Source organism: Chitinophaga ginsengisoli (assembly GCF_003014595.1).
Taxonomy (GTDB): Bacteria; Bacteroidota; Bacteroidia; order Chitinophagales; family Chitinophagaceae; genus Chitinophaga; species Chitinophaga ginsengisoli.
Genome location: NZ_PYGK01000016.1, coordinates 166,140 through 187,220, shown reverse-complemented (window position 1 = coordinate 187,220; position 21,081 = coordinate 166,140). Strand labels below are relative to the sequence as shown.

Annotated in this window: 13 protein-coding genes; 3 read left to right on the top strand and 10 right to left on the bottom strand. The window is 47.1% G+C overall.

Annotated elements, in window-relative coordinates:
- Positions 1-25 precede the first annotated feature (25 nt).
- The 3 genes from CLV42_RS27810 to CLV42_RS27800 form a co-directional block, all read right to left on the bottom strand.
- Entirely contained in the window at positions 26-1,342 is a 1,317-nt protein-coding gene (locus CLV42_RS27810; RefSeq protein WP_106605210.1) for a RagB/SusD family nutrient uptake outer membrane protein, read from the bottom strand.
- Between the two features lie 30 nt (positions 1,343-1,372).
- The gene (locus tag CLV42_RS27805; protein ID WP_106605209.1) at positions 1,373-4,363 is read right to left on the bottom strand and encodes a SusC/RagA family TonB-linked outer membrane protein; all 2,991 of its coding nucleotides are present in this window, start codon (positions 4,361-4,363) and stop codon (positions 1,373-1,375) included.
- Between the two features lie 400 nt (positions 4,364-4,763).
- The gene (locus tag CLV42_RS27800) at positions 4,764-5,132 is read right to left on the bottom strand and encodes a hypothetical protein (protein WP_146154502.1); all 369 of its coding nucleotides are present in this window, start codon (positions 5,130-5,132) and stop codon (positions 4,764-4,766) included.
- A 471-nt stretch (positions 5,133-5,603) separates the two neighbouring features.
- On the opposite strand from CLV42_RS27800, the gene CLV42_RS27790 reads away from it, so the two are divergent.
- The gene (locus tag CLV42_RS27790) at positions 5,604-6,737 is read left to right on the top strand and encodes a redoxin domain-containing protein (protein ID WP_106605206.1); all 1,134 of its coding nucleotides are present in this window, start codon (positions 5,604-5,606) and stop codon (positions 6,735-6,737) included.
- Positions 6,738-6,826: 89 nt separating this feature from the next.
- On the opposite strand, the gene CLV42_RS27785 is transcribed toward CLV42_RS27790, so the two are convergent.
- From CLV42_RS27785 to CLV42_RS27760, 6 genes are read right to left on the bottom strand one after another with little or no spacing between them, the layout of a single operon-like run.
- Positions 6,827-8,764, bottom strand: coding sequence for a heparinase II/III domain-containing protein (locus CLV42_RS27785; RefSeq protein ID WP_106605205.1), 1,938 nt, complete (start codon positions 8,762-8,764; stop codon positions 6,827-6,829).
- 12 nt (positions 8,765-8,776) lie between these two features.
- Positions 8,777-9,991, bottom strand: a complete 1,215-nt coding sequence (locus CLV42_RS27780; RefSeq protein ID WP_245901748.1) for an alginate lyase family protein — start codon at positions 9,989-9,991, stop codon at positions 8,777-8,779.
- A gap of 12 nt (positions 9,992-10,003) precedes the next feature.
- The gene (locus tag CLV42_RS27775; protein ID WP_106605204.1) at positions 10,004-10,993 is read right to left on the bottom strand and encodes a DUF4466 family protein; all 990 of its coding nucleotides are present in this window, start codon (positions 10,991-10,993) and stop codon (positions 10,004-10,006) included.
- 24 nt (positions 10,994-11,017) lie between these two features.
- The gene (locus tag CLV42_RS27770) at positions 11,018-11,428 is read right to left on the bottom strand and encodes a hypothetical protein (RefSeq protein ID WP_106605203.1); all 411 of its coding nucleotides are present in this window, start codon (positions 11,426-11,428) and stop codon (positions 11,018-11,020) included.
- Positions 11,429-11,455: 27 nt separating this feature from the next.
- On the bottom strand, positions 11,456-13,297 hold the full coding sequence (locus tag CLV42_RS27765) for a RagB/SusD family nutrient uptake outer membrane protein (protein WP_106605243.1): 1,842 nt from the start codon (positions 13,295-13,297) through the stop codon (positions 11,456-11,458).
- Between the two features lie 11 nt (positions 13,298-13,308).
- On the bottom strand, positions 13,309-16,461 hold the full coding sequence (locus CLV42_RS27760; protein WP_106605202.1) for a SusC/RagA family TonB-linked outer membrane protein: 3,153 nt from the start codon (positions 16,459-16,461) through the stop codon (positions 13,309-13,311).
- A 655-nt stretch (positions 16,462-17,116) separates the two neighbouring features.
- On the opposite strand from CLV42_RS27760, the gene CLV42_RS27755 reads away from it, so the two are divergent.
- Positions 17,117-18,640, top strand: coding sequence for a carboxylesterase/lipase family protein (locus CLV42_RS27755; protein ID WP_106605201.1), 1,524 nt, complete (start codon positions 17,117-17,119; stop codon positions 18,638-18,640).
- Positions 18,641-18,736: 96 nt separating this feature from the next.
- Here CLV42_RS27755 and CLV42_RS27750 read toward each other — a convergent pair whose 3' ends face one another.
- On the bottom strand, positions 18,737-19,639 hold the full coding sequence (locus CLV42_RS27750; RefSeq protein ID WP_106605200.1) for a glucose 1-dehydrogenase: 903 nt from the start codon (positions 19,637-19,639) through the stop codon (positions 18,737-18,739).
- 367 nt (positions 19,640-20,006) lie between these two features.
- On the opposite strand from CLV42_RS27750, the gene CLV42_RS27745 reads away from it, so the two are divergent.
- Positions 20,007-20,804 carry an alpha/beta fold hydrolase gene (locus CLV42_RS27745; RefSeq protein ID WP_245901747.1) on the top strand — a complete coding sequence of 266 codons (798 nt, stop codon included), beginning with the start codon at positions 20,007-20,009 and terminating at the stop codon, positions 20,802-20,804.
- Positions 20,805-21,081 lie beyond the last annotated feature (277 nt).

Genomic DNA, 21,081 nt, shown 5'->3' with positions numbered 1-21,081 from the left:
TCCTGCGGCGCTGTTGCTGACTAAACTACAAATTGCTCTCGTTCTGTGGTAATGGATACCTTGTCCATACATCATCATCGGGTCTGTCTTTCGGCAGGGTTCCCAATAAGTTATAACGTCTCAGGTCTATCCAGCGATGTCCTTCCATAAACAGGGAATAACGCCTGTTGTACAACAATTCAGTTGTCAAAGCAGCAGGCGTCACAGCTCCGGCATATGGCGTCAGGTTATGCGCTGTTCTGATACGGTTCAGGGCAACAATAGCATCAGGAATAGATCCGGTCTGGATCTTGGCCTCTGCATAGATCAGGATCAGCTCCTCATTGCGGATGATACTTACCGGCGAGTTCAGTGAGCTCCAGATCACTACATCACGTGTAGCCGTGAGGCCATTCTGGCTGAAAGCGGCATTACGCAGGGCAGTCTTGTTAATACGGTCATCTCCCGGAACGATATCCGCTGCATAGGAAGGATGTGCGCCTCTTACTTCACCGGTATTATTTGGTGGTATGAACATCGTATTGGCCAGGTCACCACCATTTGTAGAGAAGTAATGATATACACCCGTATTCAGTGCCCCGTTCAGATCAAAGAAGGATTCATTCAGCGCCGTCAATGCCGCAGTCCAATTCTTTCTATAAATATGCACCCTGGCAGCCAACGCACGGTTAAATTTCAGCAGACCGGCAGCATCTTTGAAACCGGCAAAGCCATCTGACAGTGGGAACATAACTTCCGATCCTGTCAGGTCTGCCTTTCCATCATCCAGGAATCGCAGTATAGTATCCATCACTTTCCCCGGATCTGTCACTACAGGACCTAAGGTAGCACCATTCGGCACCGGTATACGGGCGCCGTTGGAATCAGTCATGTTGATATTCAGCAGTAACTGGTAACCGATCAGCGTCTTTGCATACCCCGAAAAGGCTTTCTTCTGTGCATCTGAAGCAATCTCCGGACGGGCATTCTTCACCGCATCCAGCAGGATGAAACATTGCCTGGCTACCTGGTAACGGGCGCCCCAGGGGTTTGTCAGGTAGAAGGTATTATTATCCAGTCTTCTGCTACCACCACCGAGAATATCGGTCGTATAACGGGGTTCAGAACCAGAGAAACGATATATCTCCCTGCCGATAGCACCTATGCCATCCAGGTAAACAGCATAGTGGTTACGCATACCCGATTCGGCACCTGTCACCAGGTTAAACAGGTCACTACGGGTTGGATTATTAATGACACCGCCAACTACAGGCGTATTCAGGCTGGTTATTTCCCCCTTCTGACATGCACTCATGATCAGCAGGAAAAAGGCAGCAGTTATAATTGAGAAATAGTTCTTCATATGAAATAATTTTTAACAGATAGAAAATGATCAGAAATCCACACCAACATGGAAGCTGGCTCTTTTGGAAGCAGGGAACGGTGTAACATCCACACCGGTAGATAAACCATTACTACCACGGCTTGTAGAGGTAGTGATGGTATTACTTCCAAAGTTGGATACCTCTGGATCATACCCTACATAATGTGTCCAGGTAAAGAAGTTGTTGGCCGATACACCCACACGTACACCCTTGATGAAATTCGTATTCTTAATCGGTATATTATAGTAAAGCCCTATCTCACGGATACGTACATAGGAAGCATCCTGTACATAGATAGAAGCGTCACCTGCACCGGTGCGGTAAACACCTGCCTTCTGGCCATGCAGCACATCGTCGTAGTCAAATGAAGTCGCACCCAGGTCAGTCAGCAGCTGCGTAAGGTTAATATTGTCGCCTCCCTTCTTCCAGTGTATCAGGAAACGCAGGGTAAAGTTCTTCAGGAATGTCACTTCATCATAAAAACTCATCTGGAACTTCGGCTCTGAATTACCGATCAGTTTCAGATCGCTACCAACAGTTCCTTTGATCTGTGTGGCAGGTTCTCCCTGTTCCAGGTAGAAGGTACCGAGTGAGTTACCGAAGGCGCCGATAGCATACGGAGGGATGAGCAATTTGGTCACCTTCGAACGGTTACGCCACCAGTTGATGGAAGAACTCCACCTGATATTTTTGTTGTTGATCGGTATGGCCGTCAGTCCCAGTTCAATACCATTGTTTTTCAGGTCACCACTGTTCTTCCACTCATTCGCATAACCGGAAGATCCCGGCAACGCATGACGCAGCAGCACATCCTGGATCTTCTTGATATAATAAGTAGCTTCCAGGCTGATCCTGCCGTTCAGTACACTCACATCCAGCCCTGTTTCAAACTCTGACTGTCTTTCTGGTTTGATGTCCGGATTACCCAGCAGGTTATCTACCAGTATACCCGGATATCCGCCGATATTGCTTCCCAGCATACCTGTGAATTTACTGCTGTATGGCGGTACGTTACCAGACTGACCATAGGCAGCACGTATCTTCAGGTTCTGTACATCTTTCACATCCCAGAATTTCATCTTGGCAATGTTCCAGGAAATAGCTCCTTTGGGGAATACATAATATTTTTTGTAATCACCGTTATTGGTAGACCGGTCAAAACGTACACCACCACTCAAAGTAATCGCGTCGATCAGTGAGAGGTCTTCCTGTATGAAAATACCATTGTCACGGTACTTCTGTCTGAACTGCCTTGTAGTGGTATTGGCGCTGGCGTCGAGGTTACTCTGTCCGGATACCAGGTTGGTAGCCACCGTCACGATATTGTCCATGAAACCTGTTTCCAGGGTGGCGCCTACAGTACTGGTCAGACTGATATTCTCATTTGGCGTAAAAGTATTGGCCAGGAAACCGCCTAAGTTAGTATTGGTATTGTTGGTATTGCCCTGGATGGAATGCCCTTGTTGGGCATTTTCCTCAAACTGCAGATCACGGGGGAACAGGGCAGCAGTTTTGTAGTTAAAATAATCCACACCACCACGACCAATGAATTTGGTAGTAGAATGATCATTCTGCTGAATGCGTACCTCCAGGTTGGCACCACCAACAAAACGATTGGTCAGCTCATTGTTCTTCATTTTATCACGGGTTTCCAGCGGATTGGAGGCCGCAAACGGGTTCCGGGGATACTCACCTAATGCATTGGGGAACAGGTAGACGAAGTCGGGAGTAGATGATAAAGCCACACCGTAGGTCACACCATTGTTATCGTTGTTGGTCAGACCTCTGTCAGCGTCGGAATGAATATAACTGGTCGTAACGCCCAGCGAGATATGGTCGCTGATCTTATGATCGATATTCACGCGTACAGAGTTATTGAAATAGCCGGTATTCTTTACGATACCCTGTTCCTGCCTGCGGTTGCCGGAGATGTAGAAAGTGGTCTTTTCTCCACCACCACTCAGTGACAGGCCAGTGTTCAATATCAGCCCTGTTTCGCCATACATTTCCTTCTCATAGTCGAAGATCTTACCCGCGCTTTTAGCTGCGTTGTATTGTGCCGCATATGCCGCACGTCTCGCTATAACAGCCGGGTCTGTGCTGGAAGCCGGACCTGCCAGATCAGCAGCTGTTTCCGGGGTAAAAGAACGGACACCCATCAGGTGTCTTACTTTGGCAAACCCCGTTTCCTGGTTCACGCTGATCCTTGTTTTACCGGCCCTTCCTTTTTTGGTAGTGATGATCACCACACCGGCTGCCGCTTTTGCACCATAGAGGGCAGCAGCAGAGGCTCCTTTCAGGATCTCGATGTTCTCAATATCCTGTGGGTTCAGGTCTGCAATACGGCTGGAAGGGTTATCCTGGTTATTAGGGTTACCTGCTGTAGCAGCACCGGTTACATCATTCAATCCCGCAGGGATACTGCTATTGTTGAAGAAGATACCATCCACTATATATAGTGGCTGTGAGTTACCAAATACAGAGGTGATACCCCTCATCTTCACGGAAATACCACCACCCGGGGCGCCGGAGTTGGCCGTGATCAGGGCGCCAGGTACCTTACCACTCAACGCAGCATCGAACGTCTGCGCAGGTGCAGCGCCAGACAGTTGATTGGCATTGATGGTTACCACGGTATTGGCCAGGTTACTTCTCTTTACAGTAGTAGCCAGACCAGTTACCACAATTTCATCCAGTTTAGCAAAATCTTCCTCCATCGTAATGTCCAGGGTAGCATTACCTGATACCTTAATAGTTTGTGTTTTGTAGCCCGTGAAGGAAACGAGCAATGTAGCGTTCGAGGGAACCGTCAAATTATAGGCACCACTACCATCAGAGATGGTCCCCCTGTTGGTGCCCTGTATTCTGATAGTTACACCGGGAATTGGTTTGCCATTCACGGCGTCCTTAATTTTTCCTGAAATGTTTTGCTGCGCAAATAGTGCCAGTGTGCTACATAGAAATAGCAACACGAGCAAGCCGGATTTGGGTAGAAGCATAGCTTGTTCGATTTAGATATGATGATTGATAAATTACTGCTACAGGTTCCTTAACTGATCTTGTGATCCGCGATTTCAGATTTTGGTGGTAAACGTGCTATTGGCCATTCTGCTTATTTAACAGTTAACAGTGCATTGTGGTTCCGTGCCGGGATATTCTGCTGCTTGGTTTCCGGGGCATCGGCAGACGGACTTTCATTAAGCGTTTCCTATAACGTCGAATAAGTTCGGCAGATTACGAAAAACTAAAAGCATTTCGTTTTTTTTGTTTGGGTGATTTATACTATATTTTCTGATGGCCCACTTCCCTCCTGCAATAGTTCAGCATTAAACAATAAGATCCCGTAACCGGTTACATAATAAACCGGTTACGGGACATTTATCTGGTATATAGAATTGATCAGGGTTTTACACTACCTTGTAATGCACCTTTCAGGTCCTTGGAAATCAGTTTATTCCCATCAAAGAATGCCACAGTGGCTTTATCCTTTATGCTGAATTGTACAGGATTCAACAGCATTACCTTACCACTGAAATTATCCAGCTTCAGTATTTCTCCTGTTGTATTTCTCTGTACCTGTATATAAGCGATAGCGTTAGGACCGTCCTTAGACAAGTCAACGTAAAATGTATAATAATAATCTCCGTCGGTCTGGTATCCTATTTCAGTAAAGGGAGGTTTGATATCATGGGCATTTGCAACAGAAGTACTGAATGAAAACATTGCCAGCATGACAATAAGAAATAGGTTTAGTGCGCGCTTTGTCATAGGGATAATCTTTAATAATTCGGTAAAAGGTTCGTGTTCCCTTACAATTTAACATTTTTTTATATTTAAAAGCAATTTTTATTCGTTATGCGGATAAAAAAGTTTTCACTGCTCTCCCGAAAATATTTTTAAAAATATTTTCTCACTGATTACCAGCTACTTAATTACGTTTAAGCCTATTTGCTCAAAATATTTTTTCAGGGGATTTTCCGCCCGCTTATAGCCATCTCTCCTCTCATAAGTCCCATATAATAAATCAATTATGTATTCCAGCCTCCCGCATTTTGGATACTTATAATATCTACATAGACACATTTCCCAGCTATATACTTTAAATTTTTTTTTAACCCTTGTACGCATATCGGGTATTAAATGTTGTCTTATATGCAAAGGGTTCATTCAATATAATGCGCGTTAGATTTTGAATCTACTTTAATAATTCGTGTAACCATAATAATAAAGGTAAAACAGATGAACAGAAGCTTAATGGTTCTTGCAGCCTGCTGCATGACTATGCCAGCCTTTGCACAATCCTTTCAGATTAAAGGAAAGCTCGGAAGATTACAGGCTCCGGCCAAGGTATACATTGGTTACACTTTTGACGGCAAAAGTGTATATGACTCTGCGGATGTTGACAATGGTAATTTCTCATTCGACAGGCCGGTTTCTTATCCAACAAACATTCTGCTGACTGTAAGCCGGGATGGGGAGCCGCAGACTTTCTTTAACGCAAAGGATATTGCACATCTATATGTAGAACCAGGTTCAATCGTGTGGTTGACATCCGACGAAAGCATCGCTAACTTCGAGTCCAACGGTTCGAAGTCCCAGGATGATTATAAAGTGTATGAGAAATTCATGGCAGATGCGGAAGAAAAACTGACGTTGCTGACCGCTGAATCATCCAACACATTGCAGAATGATGTAACGGAAAAAGCCCTTGCTGCAAAAAGCAACTATATGGAGCATTTCCGTGCTGCAATGGACTACAGAAAACAGAAAATGAAAGAGTTTATCCAGCAGCATCCCGAGATGTATATCAGCCTGGATATCCTTGAAGAATACGCAGGCGCTTTTATCGACTACCGTGATGTAGAGCCTTTGTTCAAATCACTGGCAGACCCAACAAAAACATCCGCGAAAGGTAAAGCATACCTGAAAAAGATCGAGACATCAAAGCTGACAGCCGTAGGTGCTGTAGCCCGCGAGTTCTCTGAAAAAGATCCTGATGGTAACAGGGTAACACTTTCTTCCTTCAAAGGAAAAGTAGTACTGCTGAACTTCTGGGCCAGCTGGTCTGCAGCGTCCAGACTGGAAAACCAACAGCTGAAGCAGATCCTGAAGCCTTACACCGCGAAAGACGTAACCGTGATCAACATCGCACTGGAAGAACGTAAGGAACCATGGGTAAAAGCTATCGCTGAAGACAGGATGCCAGGATACAATATATCCGATCTGAAATTCCTTAGAAACGAGATCGCCGAACTTTATAATGTCTCTGCAGTTCCGCAGAACGTGCTGATAGACGGCGCCGGAAATATTATTGCCAGAAATCTGAAAGGGAGTCAACTGTCAGAGAAATTAGCTGGTATAGTTGGTAAATAAGTAAAAGAGTGTAATCATAACAGGTAGTCATAGTGAATTAATGCAAACCCGGCAGGTGAACACCTGCCGGTTCTTTTTTTATTAAAATTCTACATAGATGCTACAAAAAATTTCAGCTTACCCTGCGACTTTATTTTTCCTTCCAGGTTGATCCTGTAAATATTATCGCCCCACTTCTGCCTTACGCCTCCATCTTCCTCTGTTTGCAAAGGCACTTTCTCTATACTGGCCACAAGATCCTTTGCAGGATAATGCAGGTAAAAGTCTTTCGATGCACCTCCCTCCTTCCGGTGTATCACCAATACGCCCGGCCTTAGCACTTCTGTCGGATAGCAGGTCATCAAATGTTCCGTCACCTGTCCGTCCCCCTCCAGCTGCAGATCATCTTCTATCTGTACATTTTTCCCCTTGTTAAGGCGGATGCTCCGCTGCCATTTCTTTATGCCTGCCTTCTCCGGATACGCTTCGCGGATATCCATAGCCAGTGTACTGGCCGATGCCGTTTTGTTGTACACCACCTTTTCCGCTTTAAACTGGCTGCCTGCTGACTGGGGATAGCCATTTACAGTAGGCACATTATGATAGTCAGAACGGTTATACCAGATATCATATCGCTTACTGCTGAAAGTTTTGGCGGTATACGTACCCCGCCCTACGTCTATCAGCACCGGCAATCCGTCGTGGTACACCACATAATTGCCCACATCATTATGGTTATGGCTCTCGTCATTATGCCCACCCTGGGCAGCCACAAAGAAGCCATCCGTACTGCCATTCCTGTCGCGGGCTATCATTACCTGCAGGTCAGGCCACCAGACATCGCCCGGTAACACCAGCCCCTTATCTGCATGTTGCAATTCATCCTGCATGAACAGTACAAACAGGTGCCTGAAATAATGGTACCCTCTTATAGAAGCCGGGTTCTCATTCTTCAGATAATACGCCCCGAAACGCATCATGGCCGTATCCTGAATATCCTTACCAAAACGGTAGATCATACTGGCCGCCATACCCGGTTGAGGATCTGCATCGGCAAAATCCAGGAAGTAACGCTCACTGATCTGCGCCCTGTAAATGAACCGGCCCATCTCCCCCACTTTTTTGTCAGCATACACATAGGCAAAAGCATTGTTGGTCGCCAGGTTCAGTAAAGAGACATTATCGTATAAAGAAGCCGCGGCTGCACCCCAGTATCCGGGTCCTTCGTCACAGCCACCATCGGCAGGATAAGGATTCAGGAACTCATCCAGTACGCCCAGCAGCTTTGATACCGCCGCTACCCGTTTACTATCATCTTTCTCTAGCAGTAATACGGCATTCAGCCAGTTGGAACAGATCCAGGGATTCCAGTTGTTGGGACGCCTGCCACTACTGCTTGTACTCATCCACCCATGATGTTTGGTCATCAGTGGCTCGAATATCCGCTTATTGGTCTCGTAGTAGATCCGTTTCCTGACCTGCGGAGAAACCTTATCCAGCTCAGCTCCCAGGAAATAGTCGACCCATGCCAGCAAGGTAGCCGTCTCCGCGGAGAACAGTTCCACAAAGGGTGCTGATACATCCATCAGTCCATCAAAAGACCTTGGCAGATGCGCAGGTGCGCCCCAGAAAGATTCCTCACAGATAGACCATACACCATTCACCACCTGGTCGGTGAAACGGCCCTTATGTTCGTACACTTCCGCCAGCAACAACGTACCCAATACTTCTCTTTTTTTACTACTGATATCCTGGTACTCTGTACGGTTCCCATTACGGATAATGAGCAAGGATTTTACAGCAGGAATACCCGGCCATTCATAATTCAGGTAGGCTTCTGCTTTCTTAATAATAGCCGCTCCTATTGCAGGATCGGCTTTCTCCCATCCTGCCCGGTTTTCTATATGAGGGAATGGTTCCCATTTGTCATGCGGTATCAGTTTCTCTGCCAGTTGTGCCGGCGTATACCGGCCACTCAACAGGTTCTGCGCAGATAGCTGACCTCCCAGCAATAACAGCATGTAGGTGAAAACGATCATTTTCTTCATGAGACCTTTGTTTTAATATGCCCAGTCGGTGAGTAGCAATAAATTATTCCGGAGTTCCCCGTGCTGTTTCCGGAGTGCCGCCAGATCAATGTCTGTATATTTCTTTGCGGCTACCTCCGACAGCTCCAGGAATTCCTCATCGTGTTTCGGTTTGATCTGCTGATAATCCCAGTCTTTCTTTCCTGTGGCATAAGGTAGCAACCAGGTATATGCTTTCTTCAAACTTTTCTTACCGGGACTTTCATAGTTCCACAGATCAACATTCACATTTTCCGCCAGTAAAGCCAGTTCAAAAAACGCCCGTAGATTAAACAGGGAATAGTTCCACGAAAGCGTTCTGGCCAGTTCTTTTGGCTGGCGACCATCCGTTTCCAGCTGCAGGTCTATCCGCTTCCTCGTCTGCTCTTCCAGCATCTGTCTGGCCAGTTGCTCCTGACCAGTGAACAGCGCTATCATTACCTGCTGTACGTCATACCAGGTGCCATGATTATTCATTTCGTCCGCTTCATCCAGGCCAATAGGACTGGTACGCATCCATTGCAGGAATTCCCTGTACCAGTTTTGGACGCCTTTGTATGTCTCGGCAGATAAGGACTTTGAACCTTTCAGCAACTGCACGCCATCTATCAGCATGGTTACATTATGGGTATCGATCAACCCGATCCCCCTGCCATCTGTAATACCGGGAATGGCCTGCGCATAATTCAGATTCGGGTTCATCCGCGTAGCAGGATCGAGGAACCAGGTACGCAATAGTTCCGTAGCATGAGCAGCATATCGCTCATCACCAGTGTAGAACCAGGCCAGGCCCAGGAAATATACATCCCGGGACATGGCATTCTGGTACTCATCATCTTTGATCGTATAACGTTCCGGATTCACCTGCCCATCCTTACGGATATAGGGTAGTCCGTTCGCCTTGCTTGTGTCAGGCCACCAGTACGGCCCCACACTCATATAGTCATGCTTGTCGCCACTGGGCGGCGCCTTATCCTTATACACGACAGAATAAGGCCCGTTCTTCAGTGACTTATCAGCTATGGAAATCAGTTCCGTCAGCGCCTGCTGCATGGCGGGTTCCTGCCGCGCGATCTTCCGTTTCACTTCCAGCAGCTTCCCTGGCTTGACCAGGAAAGTTTCCGGCGGCGATTGCGCCATCAGGGTATTCATGCAAACAAACAGCGCCAGGATCAGCATCATACAAACCTCTAATGCAGGCATCTTCATAAAAGCATTAATTTATTTAAGTGTATAACGTTTCATACTGATAGTAGCGCTTTTCTTCGCGTCATCCACCTTATTCATATAGATGTAGGCGCGGTATTTCCCATCTGCTGTTTCCACCCAGGCGCCTGCTTCTGATTTAAGATTGATGGCATAATCAGGAGACCCTTTCATATCCAGCTGCTGGAAATCCAGGTCGTCAATATAAATACCATACTGCAGTCGTGCGAGATGCCGGTCTCTCAGGTTCCAGGTCTTACGGATCTTCGTATCCCTGTTCACACCGGTAGGCAATACCACACCAGGAAGATAAGTGGTATCTGCCGCCGGAGATACCAGTGCATGATTAAATGAAACGTCGGAAATAGCTCTATACAGGTACACAAGATCTATTTTGGCTGCATTCGCCGCAGCGTCTGCAGCATTATAAACCGCCATATCTGCAATGGAAATATAACACGCATCCCCATTCTTCACCGGCAGGTCAAGCACCATATCCATATTGGAAATAGTGTATGGCCCCATCACATAAGAAACCGTCTCCCCATTACTGCTCTTCGCAGAGAAAGTGAACTTCACCTCTTTCCCCTTCGCAGTGGGCGGTATCACATAGTAATACCTGAGCGTCACCGCATTGGTGTCTTTGGTGAACGTAACCTTTGTAACGGCGCCTTCATTCACAGAAGGATCACCGATAGGGATACCAACGTCCTCACCACTACCATTTGTATAATAAGACTTGTTCTCCAGGTAGGTCGCTGCATCACCGGGTATAGATGCTTCCACCTGTGCAGACACAATCTTACCTCTTGCAGCAGGCAGCGCCATTGCATAGGCAAACTCTATTTTCAATCCAGCCACATTGGGGCCCAACGTTCTTTTGATACAGTCATTCTGCAGCTGATTTTTAGGCTGCGGAACAGTGTATTTGTCGTCCTTACACGCCACCATAGACAGGCACAGCGAGAAGAACCATAATGTATATCCGAGATATTTAGTGTTCATAAAAAGCATGTTTAAATGTCAATACTACCTTGGCTGCACAGCAACGATCACTTTATAAGTCTTTCTCACCTGCCTGTTGCCGGCAATAACCGTATAGCTCCTTGGATTGGCCAGGTCAGAAAAATCAGTAAAACCAGTGATCTTCGGATCCAGTTTCGCATCTGTTACCAATGTAAACTGCGGGAACAGGTTCTTCAGGTCTGTGCCAAAGAAAACGGTCACATTGATGGTACAGGCTACCGTATCTATCACGGCATTCCTGGTACGTACTGTCTGGAAATCGGAACCCAGCAGTTCAAAATTGCTGACATAACATTCTGCACGGGTAGTGATCAGCAGACCATCTTCATCAATAGGGGCATCATCCTTTTTGCAGCCCATCCAGCCCAAAGTGGTCATGAGCAGTAACAGGAGTATAGCGGAATATCTTTTCATCGTGTCGGTTTTTAATAAGTGAATGAATTACAGCCAGGGGGTATTCTGTGTCAGGTTAGGGTTCCTGTTACGCTCTCCCGGTGGTATCCTGAAAATGTAGCATTGCTGGTATTCCCGCTCAGACATATTCTGGAAATAGCGGGACATCTGTACGCCATAGCTATCGATACGCCATACACCATTCCCATAAGGTGGATTCCATACCCGCTCGATCGCTCTCCAGCGACGAATGTCAAATGAACGCTGTCCCTCTCCGAACAGTTCCACAATTCGCTCCTGTTCAATAGCACTGAAAAATGCCTCCTTACTGGCTGTTTTATCTCCTGCCAGCGGCGGCAGGTTGCCACGGTGACGCACCCTGTTTACCAGCGCGATGGCATCTGCCTGCGGACCGTTTATGGCATTCGTAGCTTCTGCATACATCAGGTAAACATCCGCCAGGCGCATCACAGGATAGCTATAGGTGCCATCGCTGCGGCCCAGACCAGCCGTATTACGAAGGAACTTACGCAGCACATAACCGGAGTTACAGCCATCCGTATTATAGGTCGTGTATTTCACCCCATCAATAGTTACCGGCTGATTCCAGGTCTTGTAGATGAATGGTACCCAGCCGGTCGATTTCAGTGAGATCATACCAACGCTCACTTCGAAATCCCACATAATGGAAGACTTCATCCTGTAATCGCGGTTTGCATAGCTTTGGGGATTTACAGCCGAATTAGGGGCTGTTCTTGCGCCGGCAGTAGTAGGGTTCATCGGGATCAGTTTAGGCGCAAAATCGCCTGTAATAGTCGATTGATACCTATCCGCGATCTCATACCGGGGAGATACCCAACATTGGGAACCTTCATGGGAACGGCCGGCTACATCACGCATCAGTTCTTCTCCCTGGTTGGTGCCCGTACCGCCATGTGTAAAGGACATGATCATTTCTGCATCTCCGTTGGCTACAGATGTGAACAGATAGTAGTAGTTGGGCAGTTTATCTGCCTTCCCCAATACATCACATTCACCCGGTTCTCCGCCTCTGAAAAGCGTCAGACCATAGTCATTGATCACTTTATTAAAATCATCGGCAGCAGCCTTGTACGCCTCGTTTCCTTTGCCTTCATCCGGTGTGAAGGTATCCAGCTCCGGCCAGCCGAATTTGTTCCAGCAGGCCCAGTACAGTTGTACCTTACCCCGGAAAGCCAGCGCTGCTGGCTTCGAAGCGCGGCCAAGTTCCGGTGCTTTCACCGGTAGTTTGTCAAAAGCATACGTGAGGTCCGCAAGGATGGAATCTTTCACCTGTGCCAGCGGTGTACGGGTCATATTGGCTACCTCCGAATTATCGTATATCACGTGGTCGATATAGGGCACATCCCCCCACATAGAGATTAAACGGAAATAGACCATCGCCCTGAGCAGACGGGCCTCTGCCACCACTCTTTCCAGCTGCGGCAAGGAGGTTTCACTGACTGATGGCAGCATCTTTCTCACGTTCTCAATCACGTAATTAGCACGGTGTACACCGCCATAAAGATGCTCATACATTTTGTCAAAGTTGTCGCCATAACCGGAAGGACTATAGTCCCCGCCATTATAGGCATCGCCCTTTTGCAGGTTACCGCTGGCAGTACTGGTGCCACGGGTCCTGATATATTCTCCCTGACCGTCGAAATAGTAATCACGGTCAAAAAGCGGTCTGATATCTGCATAAGCGCCCATCAGGGCATAGGTGGCATCTGCCTCAGTTTTCCAGAAGGAAGCGGTACCCAGCTCTGTGGTCGGCTCCCTGTGCAGCAGATCTTTTGTACAGCTGCTGGTAAAGAAGGCCCAAAGACACAACATACCTGCGATATATATTTTAACAGTTGTTAGTTTCATGATCATGACATTTATAAACTGATGTTTAAACCCATCGAATAAGATCTGTTCAACGGATACGCATTACTCCTGTTCCCCGTCAGCTCAGGATCAAGTCCGCGGAACGAGGTGATCGTGGCAATATTCTCTGTCGCCCCATAAATGCGGAAGCTGGCGAGGCCTATCCTATCCAGTAACTTCTTGGGGAAGCTGTACGACAGCATAATATTCTTGAAGCGGATATAACTGAGATCGTCCAGCCAGAAGGAGGTCTCCACCCTGTTGTTACTGCCACCCAGACGAGGCCATTCACCATCACGGTTTTCTACTGACCACGGATTATTCCAGTGATTCCAGCTCGAAGCATAGCGCTGTAAACCGAAGTTGATGTTGTTGTAATTATTGATCCAGAAATCCTTACGACCGGTAGCGCCTGTGATGAGGCAGGACAGCTGAATGCCCTTCCAGGAAACAACAGGGCTCAAGGCTCCCATCGTAGTAGGCCTGTCACGCTGTACATTAGGATAAGCCTTCATGTCATTACCGTCTATACGTCCGTCGCCATTCAGGTCCTTACGGATAAGATCTCCCGGAGAAGCGCCCTGTGGCGTATGACTATACACATCCTGCCATGTCTGGGCAATACCCACATCCTCATAAGTGTACAGGAAATGATAAGGCATATCCAGGAATACCCACCCCCTGCCGAGGAACTCATTCCACTTCTCAAGCGTGGTAGTATTATAGGAAGCATTAAAGTTGAATCCGTACTTCACTTCTCCCACCTTATCCGACCAACCGAGATTCAACTCGACACCTTTGTTACGCAGGTTACCGATGTTTTTGCGCGGTGCATCATAGGCACCTGTAAGCAGAATAGACATCTCCGACGGACGGTTCATGCCTGTTGTCAGACGGTTGTAGTAATCCAGTTCCGTCGTCAGGCGATTGTCGAAGAAGCTCAGGTCCAGACCGATATTCAGCACCTTGGTCGATTCCCAGGACAGGTTCGGGTTCACCATCTTCTGGTTAACAAAACCTTTCATGATCGTACCGTCTATCATGTAGTTGCTGGCACCCAGTGTACCCTGCTGCTCATAACGGCCCACACCACTGTTATTACCCAATCCGCCATAAGAGAGGCGCAGTTTACCATTACTGAGGAAGCGATGCGTGAAAGCATTGATGAAGCCCTCTTCTGTAAAGCGCCATCCCAAAGCAGCAGAAGGGAAAAAGCCATATTGATGTCCCGGCAGGAAACGGGAAGAACCGTCATAACGGAAATTCGCTTCAAACAGGTATTTGCCGAAAGCGGTGTAATTCACACGACCGATATAGGAGCGAAGGCCTTCGGTACTGGAGTTCCCTCCGGTAGACTGTATATCCGTAAGTGCGGCATCCACTTCATGTAAGGTAGGATACAACCTGTCATTACGTGAAGTGCCCTGGTAACGGTCATACCAGAATTCCTCACTATATACGCCCAACAGGCTGATATCATGATTAGCACCAAAGCTGTGCTGATAGGTCAGGCGTCCGTTCAGCATTGTTTTATAACCGGTATTGGTATAGTTGCCCACGCCGGCATTGTCGCCAACATATACACGGCTGCCGAAAGTGCCTGTCTGGAAGTTAAAGGAACGATTGGGGATACTGGCATTCCAGCGGAACTGGTTATAATAGTTCAACGTATAGTCAACGCGTCCTACCAGCCCTTTTATCGGTTCCCAATCTACATATGTCATGGCACTGGCTTCCTGCCTGTTCTGACGGTTCAGATTGTTCTGATATACCGTATATGGATTGTATGCTTGCGGATCTTCATTGTACGCCATTACGCCCCCATAATATCCCGTCAGGGGATCATAAGGTGAGATACCGGCAATGGCATACTGCAGATCAAATCCGGCTGTATTAGAGGCGTCATCATCTGTATAACCATCTGCCAGCGCATAGGTATACTTGGACCAGTTACCATTGAAACGCACACCGGCATTTATATTTTTACGCAGTTTATTATCATAGTTGAAACGGACATTGTAACGCTTAAAGTCGTTGTTGATCTGTAATCCTTTTTCATTCATAATACCTGCGGATATATAGAAGTTGGAGTTCTCGGTTCCTCCTGATGCAGAGAGATTATAGTTCTGGAGCTGCCCGTCGCGCATGATGACGTTCCACCAGTCTGTATTAGGAAACCGCAGCGGGTCTACCATGCCCATGGCCATCCATTGATCTATGGTACCATCTTTAAAATAGTAATCTTCCCGGCGGGTGTTCACTGCTGCCGCACGCTGATGTAAGGTCAGCGCCCGTGCATAATCAGCCATGAACTCATATGAACGGGTAGGTACTTCAACAGCATAACCACCGGAGAAACTGATCGCTGTTTTCTTTTGCCCTTTTCCTGATTTAGTAGTGATCAGGATCACGCCGTTTGCCGCCCTGGAACCATACACCGAAGCAGAGGTAGCATCTTTTAAAATGGAGATGGTCTCTATATCATTCATGTTGATGCGGTTAATGTCCACATCAGGCATACCGTCTACGACTACCAGCGGACTGGCATTATTAACGGTACCTAGTCCACGGATGATCAGGCTCGCGGCATTGTTGCCCGCCATCCCGGAAGACTGTGTCACCGCCAGCCCGGGCGCCAGTCCGGAAAGGGCGGAAGAGGTATTGGGTAGTGCCCTGCTGGTAACCTTCTCATCCATTTTCACAACAGAAACAGACCCTACGAGATTCACTTTCTTTTGGGTGCCGTATCCCACTACAACTACCTCACCCAACGCTTTCTGATCCGGTTCCAGGATGATATCAAATTTTGCCTGACCGGAAAACGGGATCTCCTTTTTCTGAAATCCCATGGAGGAAAAGACAAGTGTTCCTTTACTTTTAGTTACGCGTAAGCTATAGGTACCAGCTTCATTGGTGACGGTACCGGAGGAAGTTCCCTGCAATGATACGCTCACCCCGGGCAAGGGCTGTTTGTTTACATCTGTAATACGCCCGTTGATAATATGATACTTTGTAGTGTCCTGAAAATAGACAGCCGCAGGCGTTGTTAAGTTGGCTGCTGCAGCTTTTGTAATGGATCCTGCTGAAAGGAGGAGAACAGGCAGAATACTTCTGGCATAGAGCCATCGTACCCCCAGTCCCGTTGGGAGTAAATGATTAGTCATAACGTTGGTATTTAAAGACAATAAAAGGCTTGTGCCGGTTTTCAGCGGCAAAAAGACTAAAACGATAGAAAGCTTATACCGTATCCAACCGGCATTTAAGGCAATAAAAGGCCTATGCCGTGTTTTACCGGCACATCATCACAACACTCCGTCCCCGGAATGCAAACGTTTGCATACTATGAGCTGCTAATAACGGTTTTGTTAAGTGAATTTGTCATGCGTGGAATGTTTTAAATTTCTGACTCAGATTTGGTTCATAAGGGAATAACTCTTCTACAGAATATATAGTTCGTCAATACAAATGTAATAAAAAGGCAATCGATTGCAGCAAAAATATTAAAAAGCTTTTATAATAATTCAGACGCTGAGCACAAGATCTGCAACTGCTTATATAACAATAAGTTCCGACCGGCGTAATCACCGCTGCCTTTTCCGGGGGCCAGTAGCGGGTCTACGGAAGGATCATCGTCACATAAGCGGCGGCAATACTACCTTCCCTTAGGGTTTTAGCATCACAATAGTTTGTGTTACACATACAACGTACATGCCTCTATTCAGTACGCAGGAATGACAACATTTATTATTACTGCGGATAAAAAAAAGTAGATGCTTTCCAGTGCTCACTGCATGATAAAAGTCCGAATAAGATGTCAGCATGAATGCTTATCTTGGCTGGCTCAATTACGATTCCACTATGTATTTTTCCTCAGCCATAAGTGTAATGCGCTCGTTCGCTATTGCCTGCCTTCTATTGTTACCATACACTCAAGCATCCGGACAGGAAGGTCCTGTTGTCAAAACACCACGTGGGTACGTCCAGGGTATAGTAGAGAAAGGCATTTATGTTTTCAAAGGAGTGCCCTATGCGGCTCCTCCCACCGGCGCCCTTCGCTTTAAAGCACCGCAGCCGGTACATCCCTGGAAAGATACGCTTCCCTGCATTCAATTTGGGCCTGTGGCAGCACAATATGCAGGCGATACGAAGACAGTAAAAGGTGATGAAAATTGCCTGCAGCTTAACATATATACGCCTTCCCTGAAGCCTGCAAAAGGCCTGCCCATCCTGGTATGGGTACATGGTGGAGGAATGACCGGCGGTAGTGGTATCGGACAGAACGGCCATTCCTTTTCTCATAACGATAGTATCATCACCATCACGATCAATTACCGCCTTGGCGTATTTGGCTTCTTATACCTGAATGATGTGCCGGGTTATGAGACAGCAGGAAACAATGCCTTACTGGATTGTATTATGGCGATGAAATGGATCAGAGAGAACATCAAAGCCTTCGGTGGAGATCCTTCCCGTGTAACACTGATCGGAGAATCAGCTGGCGCGAAACTGATCTCTTCATTACTGGTAACGCCCGCGGCCAAAGGATATTTCAGGCAGCTAATCCTGGAAAGCGGCGCTGTAAATTGTATCCGCGACACCCTCACGGCAAAGGCCATCCGTAAACGACTGATGGATACGCTGGGCATTTCAAGTCCTGCGGAGCTCCTGCAACTGCCAACGGCCACCCTCATAACAGCACAGGATAAGGTATTGGGAGGCGCTAAAGGCACCAACTATTTCGGTCCTGCGCAGGATGGCATCCTGATCAAAGAAGATGCTTTACGCTATGTCAGGAATCATCCGGATAAAAATATCCGTGTACTGCTGGGCACCAACAAAGCAGAAGCCCTGCTGTTCATGAATCTCGATAAACGTTTATATACGCCGGATTCAACGGTATTGAGCGACTGGTTCGGAGATAATTATAAATACAGTTATAAAGCATGGCAGAAGATCCACAACCTGCCCCCTGACACAGCTGCCATTGTCACACTAAGCCGATACATGTACCAATTGCATACCTATCGCCTGGCGAAAGCGCTGGCTGCAGGCGGTTGTAAGACCTGGATGTATTCATTCGAACAGCCTAACAAAGGCGCTCCGGCTACTCATGGGGAAGAGTTACAATACGTCTGGTATGAAGCAGGTCATAGTACGCCGCACAATATACCACTGGCAGTGCTGATGCATCAGCGCTGGGTTGATTTCATAAAAGGCCGTCCGCTCTGGCGCCAATACGGCAAAGACCGTACGGGGATGATCTTTGCAGACGAAAGCCGTGAAAGGAAGCTGAATGATTATGAAGATCCGGCCCATCCGACTATGGGATTCATCTTACACTGATTTAAAAACAAACTGAAAAAAGAACCGTATCCCGGACAAGTGTCTGAGATGCGGTTCTTTCCTTGCTAGTCTTAACAGTATTGAGCCTTTCTTCGATCAGATAGTCGGCATGCCTCCTGTAACAGGTACAGTGGCACCAGACATATAACTGGCTTCCTGAGATGCCAGCAAAACATATACCGCCGCTAATTCAGCCGGCTGGCCAGGGCGTTTCATAGGCGTTTGTGCGCCGAACTTCGCTGTTTCTTCCGCTGAAAAGCTGGCGGGAATCAGTGGCGTCCAGATAGGACCTGGCGCTACACAATTCACGCGGATGCCTTTCTCACCCCACAACTGGGCTAAGGTGGCTGTAAAGTTCTGGATCGCGGCCTTTGTCAGGGTGTAAGGAATGAGCGTAGGTTTCGGAGTATATGCATTGACGGAAGTCGTATTAATGACGGCACTGCCCGGTTGCAGGTAAGGCTCTGCCGCCTTGCACAAATAGAACATGGCAGTGACATTCACCCGGATCGTTTTATCCCATTCCTCACCTGAGATGTCCTGCAGCGATTCGTGCGCTACCTGGAATGCAGCATTATTCACCAGGATGTCCAGTCCGCCGAACTCACGTACGGCCCTCTCGACCATTTCCTTACAATGCGCCTCATCACTGATATCACCCGGAAAAAGAATGGCTTTCCTCCCCTCTTTTTCTACATAAGCCGCCGCCTCCTTGGCATCTTCCTCTTCATTTAAATAAGAGATCAACACATCAGCGCCTTCCCTGGCATAAGCAATGGCCACTGCCTTCCCTATTCCTGAGTCGGCACCTGTAATAATGGCCTTTCGTCCCTTCAGTTTACCACTTCCCTTATAAGTGTTCTCACCGTGATCCGGCTTAGCTGTCATTTTCTGTTCTGAACCCGGTAGTTCCTGTTCCTGTTCAAGAAATTCGGGTTGAGGATATTGTTCAACCGGGTTAACAATAACAGTATTTTTCCCTTTTATTTCAGTTGCCATGACATAATACTTTTAAATGGTTTACAATTCCCTATCATCAAACGGGTAGACACTTAACCCGTAAATTCAATGCCAGAGATATTTCCTCTCTATATCTGCCTGAAAGGTCTTACAGTATAGGGCTAAAGCAGAGGCAGTTTGTTGCCCGGAATCATCATACCTGTAAACATTTGTACACAATACCAATGGATCAGTACTTCCTGTTTCCTTTCTTTAACAGTTCAGTCTGACCTGTCTACCCCGCAGAATTGGCCTGTTTGCCACCCCTTATTTCAACCACCGCAGCGTAAGTTTGCGCCTAAACAACTCTTCAATGCAGATCAGATCATTGATACTTTTATTCCTTGTAATGACAACACACTTGCAAATGAATGCACAACATGAACAGACAGGACACTATGCCACTGTAAATGGCCTGAAGATGTACTATGAGATCCATGGTAAGGGAATGCCACTGGTATTGCTGCATGGCGGAGGCTCTACCATCGCTTCCAACTGGAGCCGTATTCTGCCGGAACTGGCCAAAAGCCACCAGGTGATTGCGGTAGAGTTACAGGCCCACGGACATACGGCAGATATTGACCGTCCTTTAAGTTTTGAGCAGGACGCAGACGATGTGGCCGCCTTGCTGAAACAGCTGCATATTGAAGAAGCAGATATCATGGGGTTCAGTAATGGCGCTACTACCAGTTTACAGATCGCTATCCGTCACCCTAAACTGGTGAATAAACTGGTACTCGCCTCCACCCTTTACAAACGCGAAGGCATGATGCCCGGTTTCTTTGAAGGTATGGAACATGCCACCTTCGATCAGATGCCGCAACCGCTGAAGGATGCCTATCTAAAGGCCAATCCCGACCCGAAAGGCCTCGACGCTATGTTCCACCGCGATGTGGCCAGAATGGTCGGCTTCAAAGATATCAATGATGAGCAGATCAAAAATATCCAGGCGCCTGCATTGGTGATCAATGGCGATGCCGAGGCCATAAAGGCAGAACATGCCTTTGCATTGTCCCGTACATTACCACATGCCCAGCTGGCGATATTGCCGGGTGGACATGGCGATTATATCGGGGAGATCTGTGCTCCGGACAGAAACAGTAAAATTCCCGATCTCGTAGTGGCGATGATCGATAAGTTCCTTAAAGAGGAAAGCAGCAAATAAAATATCAGGAAAAAATAAAGCCGGTAAGAAATTACCGGCTCGCTACTAGACTAGCTAAAAAAAGGTTAACAATTCTGGATGGTGCAAATGATTGTCTATCTGGGAACATACCAATAGTCATTTTGAGGGCAACTCTTGACTCATTAGTACCTGGGTATCATAGGATGATAAATAAAAACTAACCAACTTGAATAATATATAAAATCTCATTTGTCATATTTGAAATCATTTATCATGAATATGTAGAATCATTTATTATAATTTTCAGTTCATCCGC

Bases quoted from the DNA above. Each gene is read 5' to 3' on its own strand.
- CLV42_RS27810 (WP_106605210.1), bottom strand. From the start codon at position 1,342: ATGAAGAACTATTTCTCAATTATAACTGCTGCCTTTTTCCTGCTGATC.
- CLV42_RS27805 (WP_106605209.1), bottom strand. From the start codon at position 4,363: ATGCTTCTACCCAAATCCGGCTTGCTCGTGTTGCTATTTCTATGTAGC.
- CLV42_RS27800 (WP_146154502.1), bottom strand. From the start codon at position 5,132: ATGACAAAGCGCGCACTAAACCTATTTCTTATTGTCATGCTGGCAATG.
- CLV42_RS27790 (WP_106605206.1), top strand. From the start codon at position 5,604: ATGAACAGAAGCTTAATGGTTCTTGCAGCCTGCTGCATGACTATGCCA.
- CLV42_RS27785 (WP_106605205.1), bottom strand. From the start codon at position 8,764: ATGAAGAAAATGATCGTTTTCACCTACATGCTGTTATTGCTGGGAGGT.
- CLV42_RS27780 (WP_245901748.1), bottom strand. From the start codon at position 9,991: ATGAAGATGCCTGCATTAGAGGTTTGTATGATGCTGATCCTGGCGCTG.
- CLV42_RS27775 (WP_106605204.1), bottom strand. From the start codon at position 10,993: ATGAACACTAAATATCTCGGATATACATTATGGTTCTTCTCGCTGTGC.
- CLV42_RS27770 (WP_106605203.1), bottom strand. From the start codon at position 11,428: ATGAAAAGATATTCCGCTATACTCCTGTTACTGCTCATGACCACTTTG.
- CLV42_RS27765 (WP_106605243.1), bottom strand. From the start codon at position 13,297: ATGAAACTAACAACTGTTAAAATATATATCGCAGGTATGTTGTGTCTT.
- CLV42_RS27760 (WP_106605202.1), bottom strand. From the start codon at position 16,461: ATGACTAATCATTTACTCCCAACGGGACTGGGGGTACGATGGCTCTAT.
- CLV42_RS27755 (WP_106605201.1), top strand. From the start codon at position 17,117: ATGAATGCTTATCTTGGCTGGCTCAATTACGATTCCACTATGTATTTT.
- CLV42_RS27750 (WP_106605200.1), bottom strand. From the start codon at position 19,639: ATGGCAACTGAAATAAAAGGGAAAAATACTGTTATTGTTAACCCGGTT.
- CLV42_RS27745 (WP_245901747.1), top strand. From the start codon at position 20,007: ATGAATGCACAACATGAACAGACAGGACACTATGCCACTGTAAATGGC.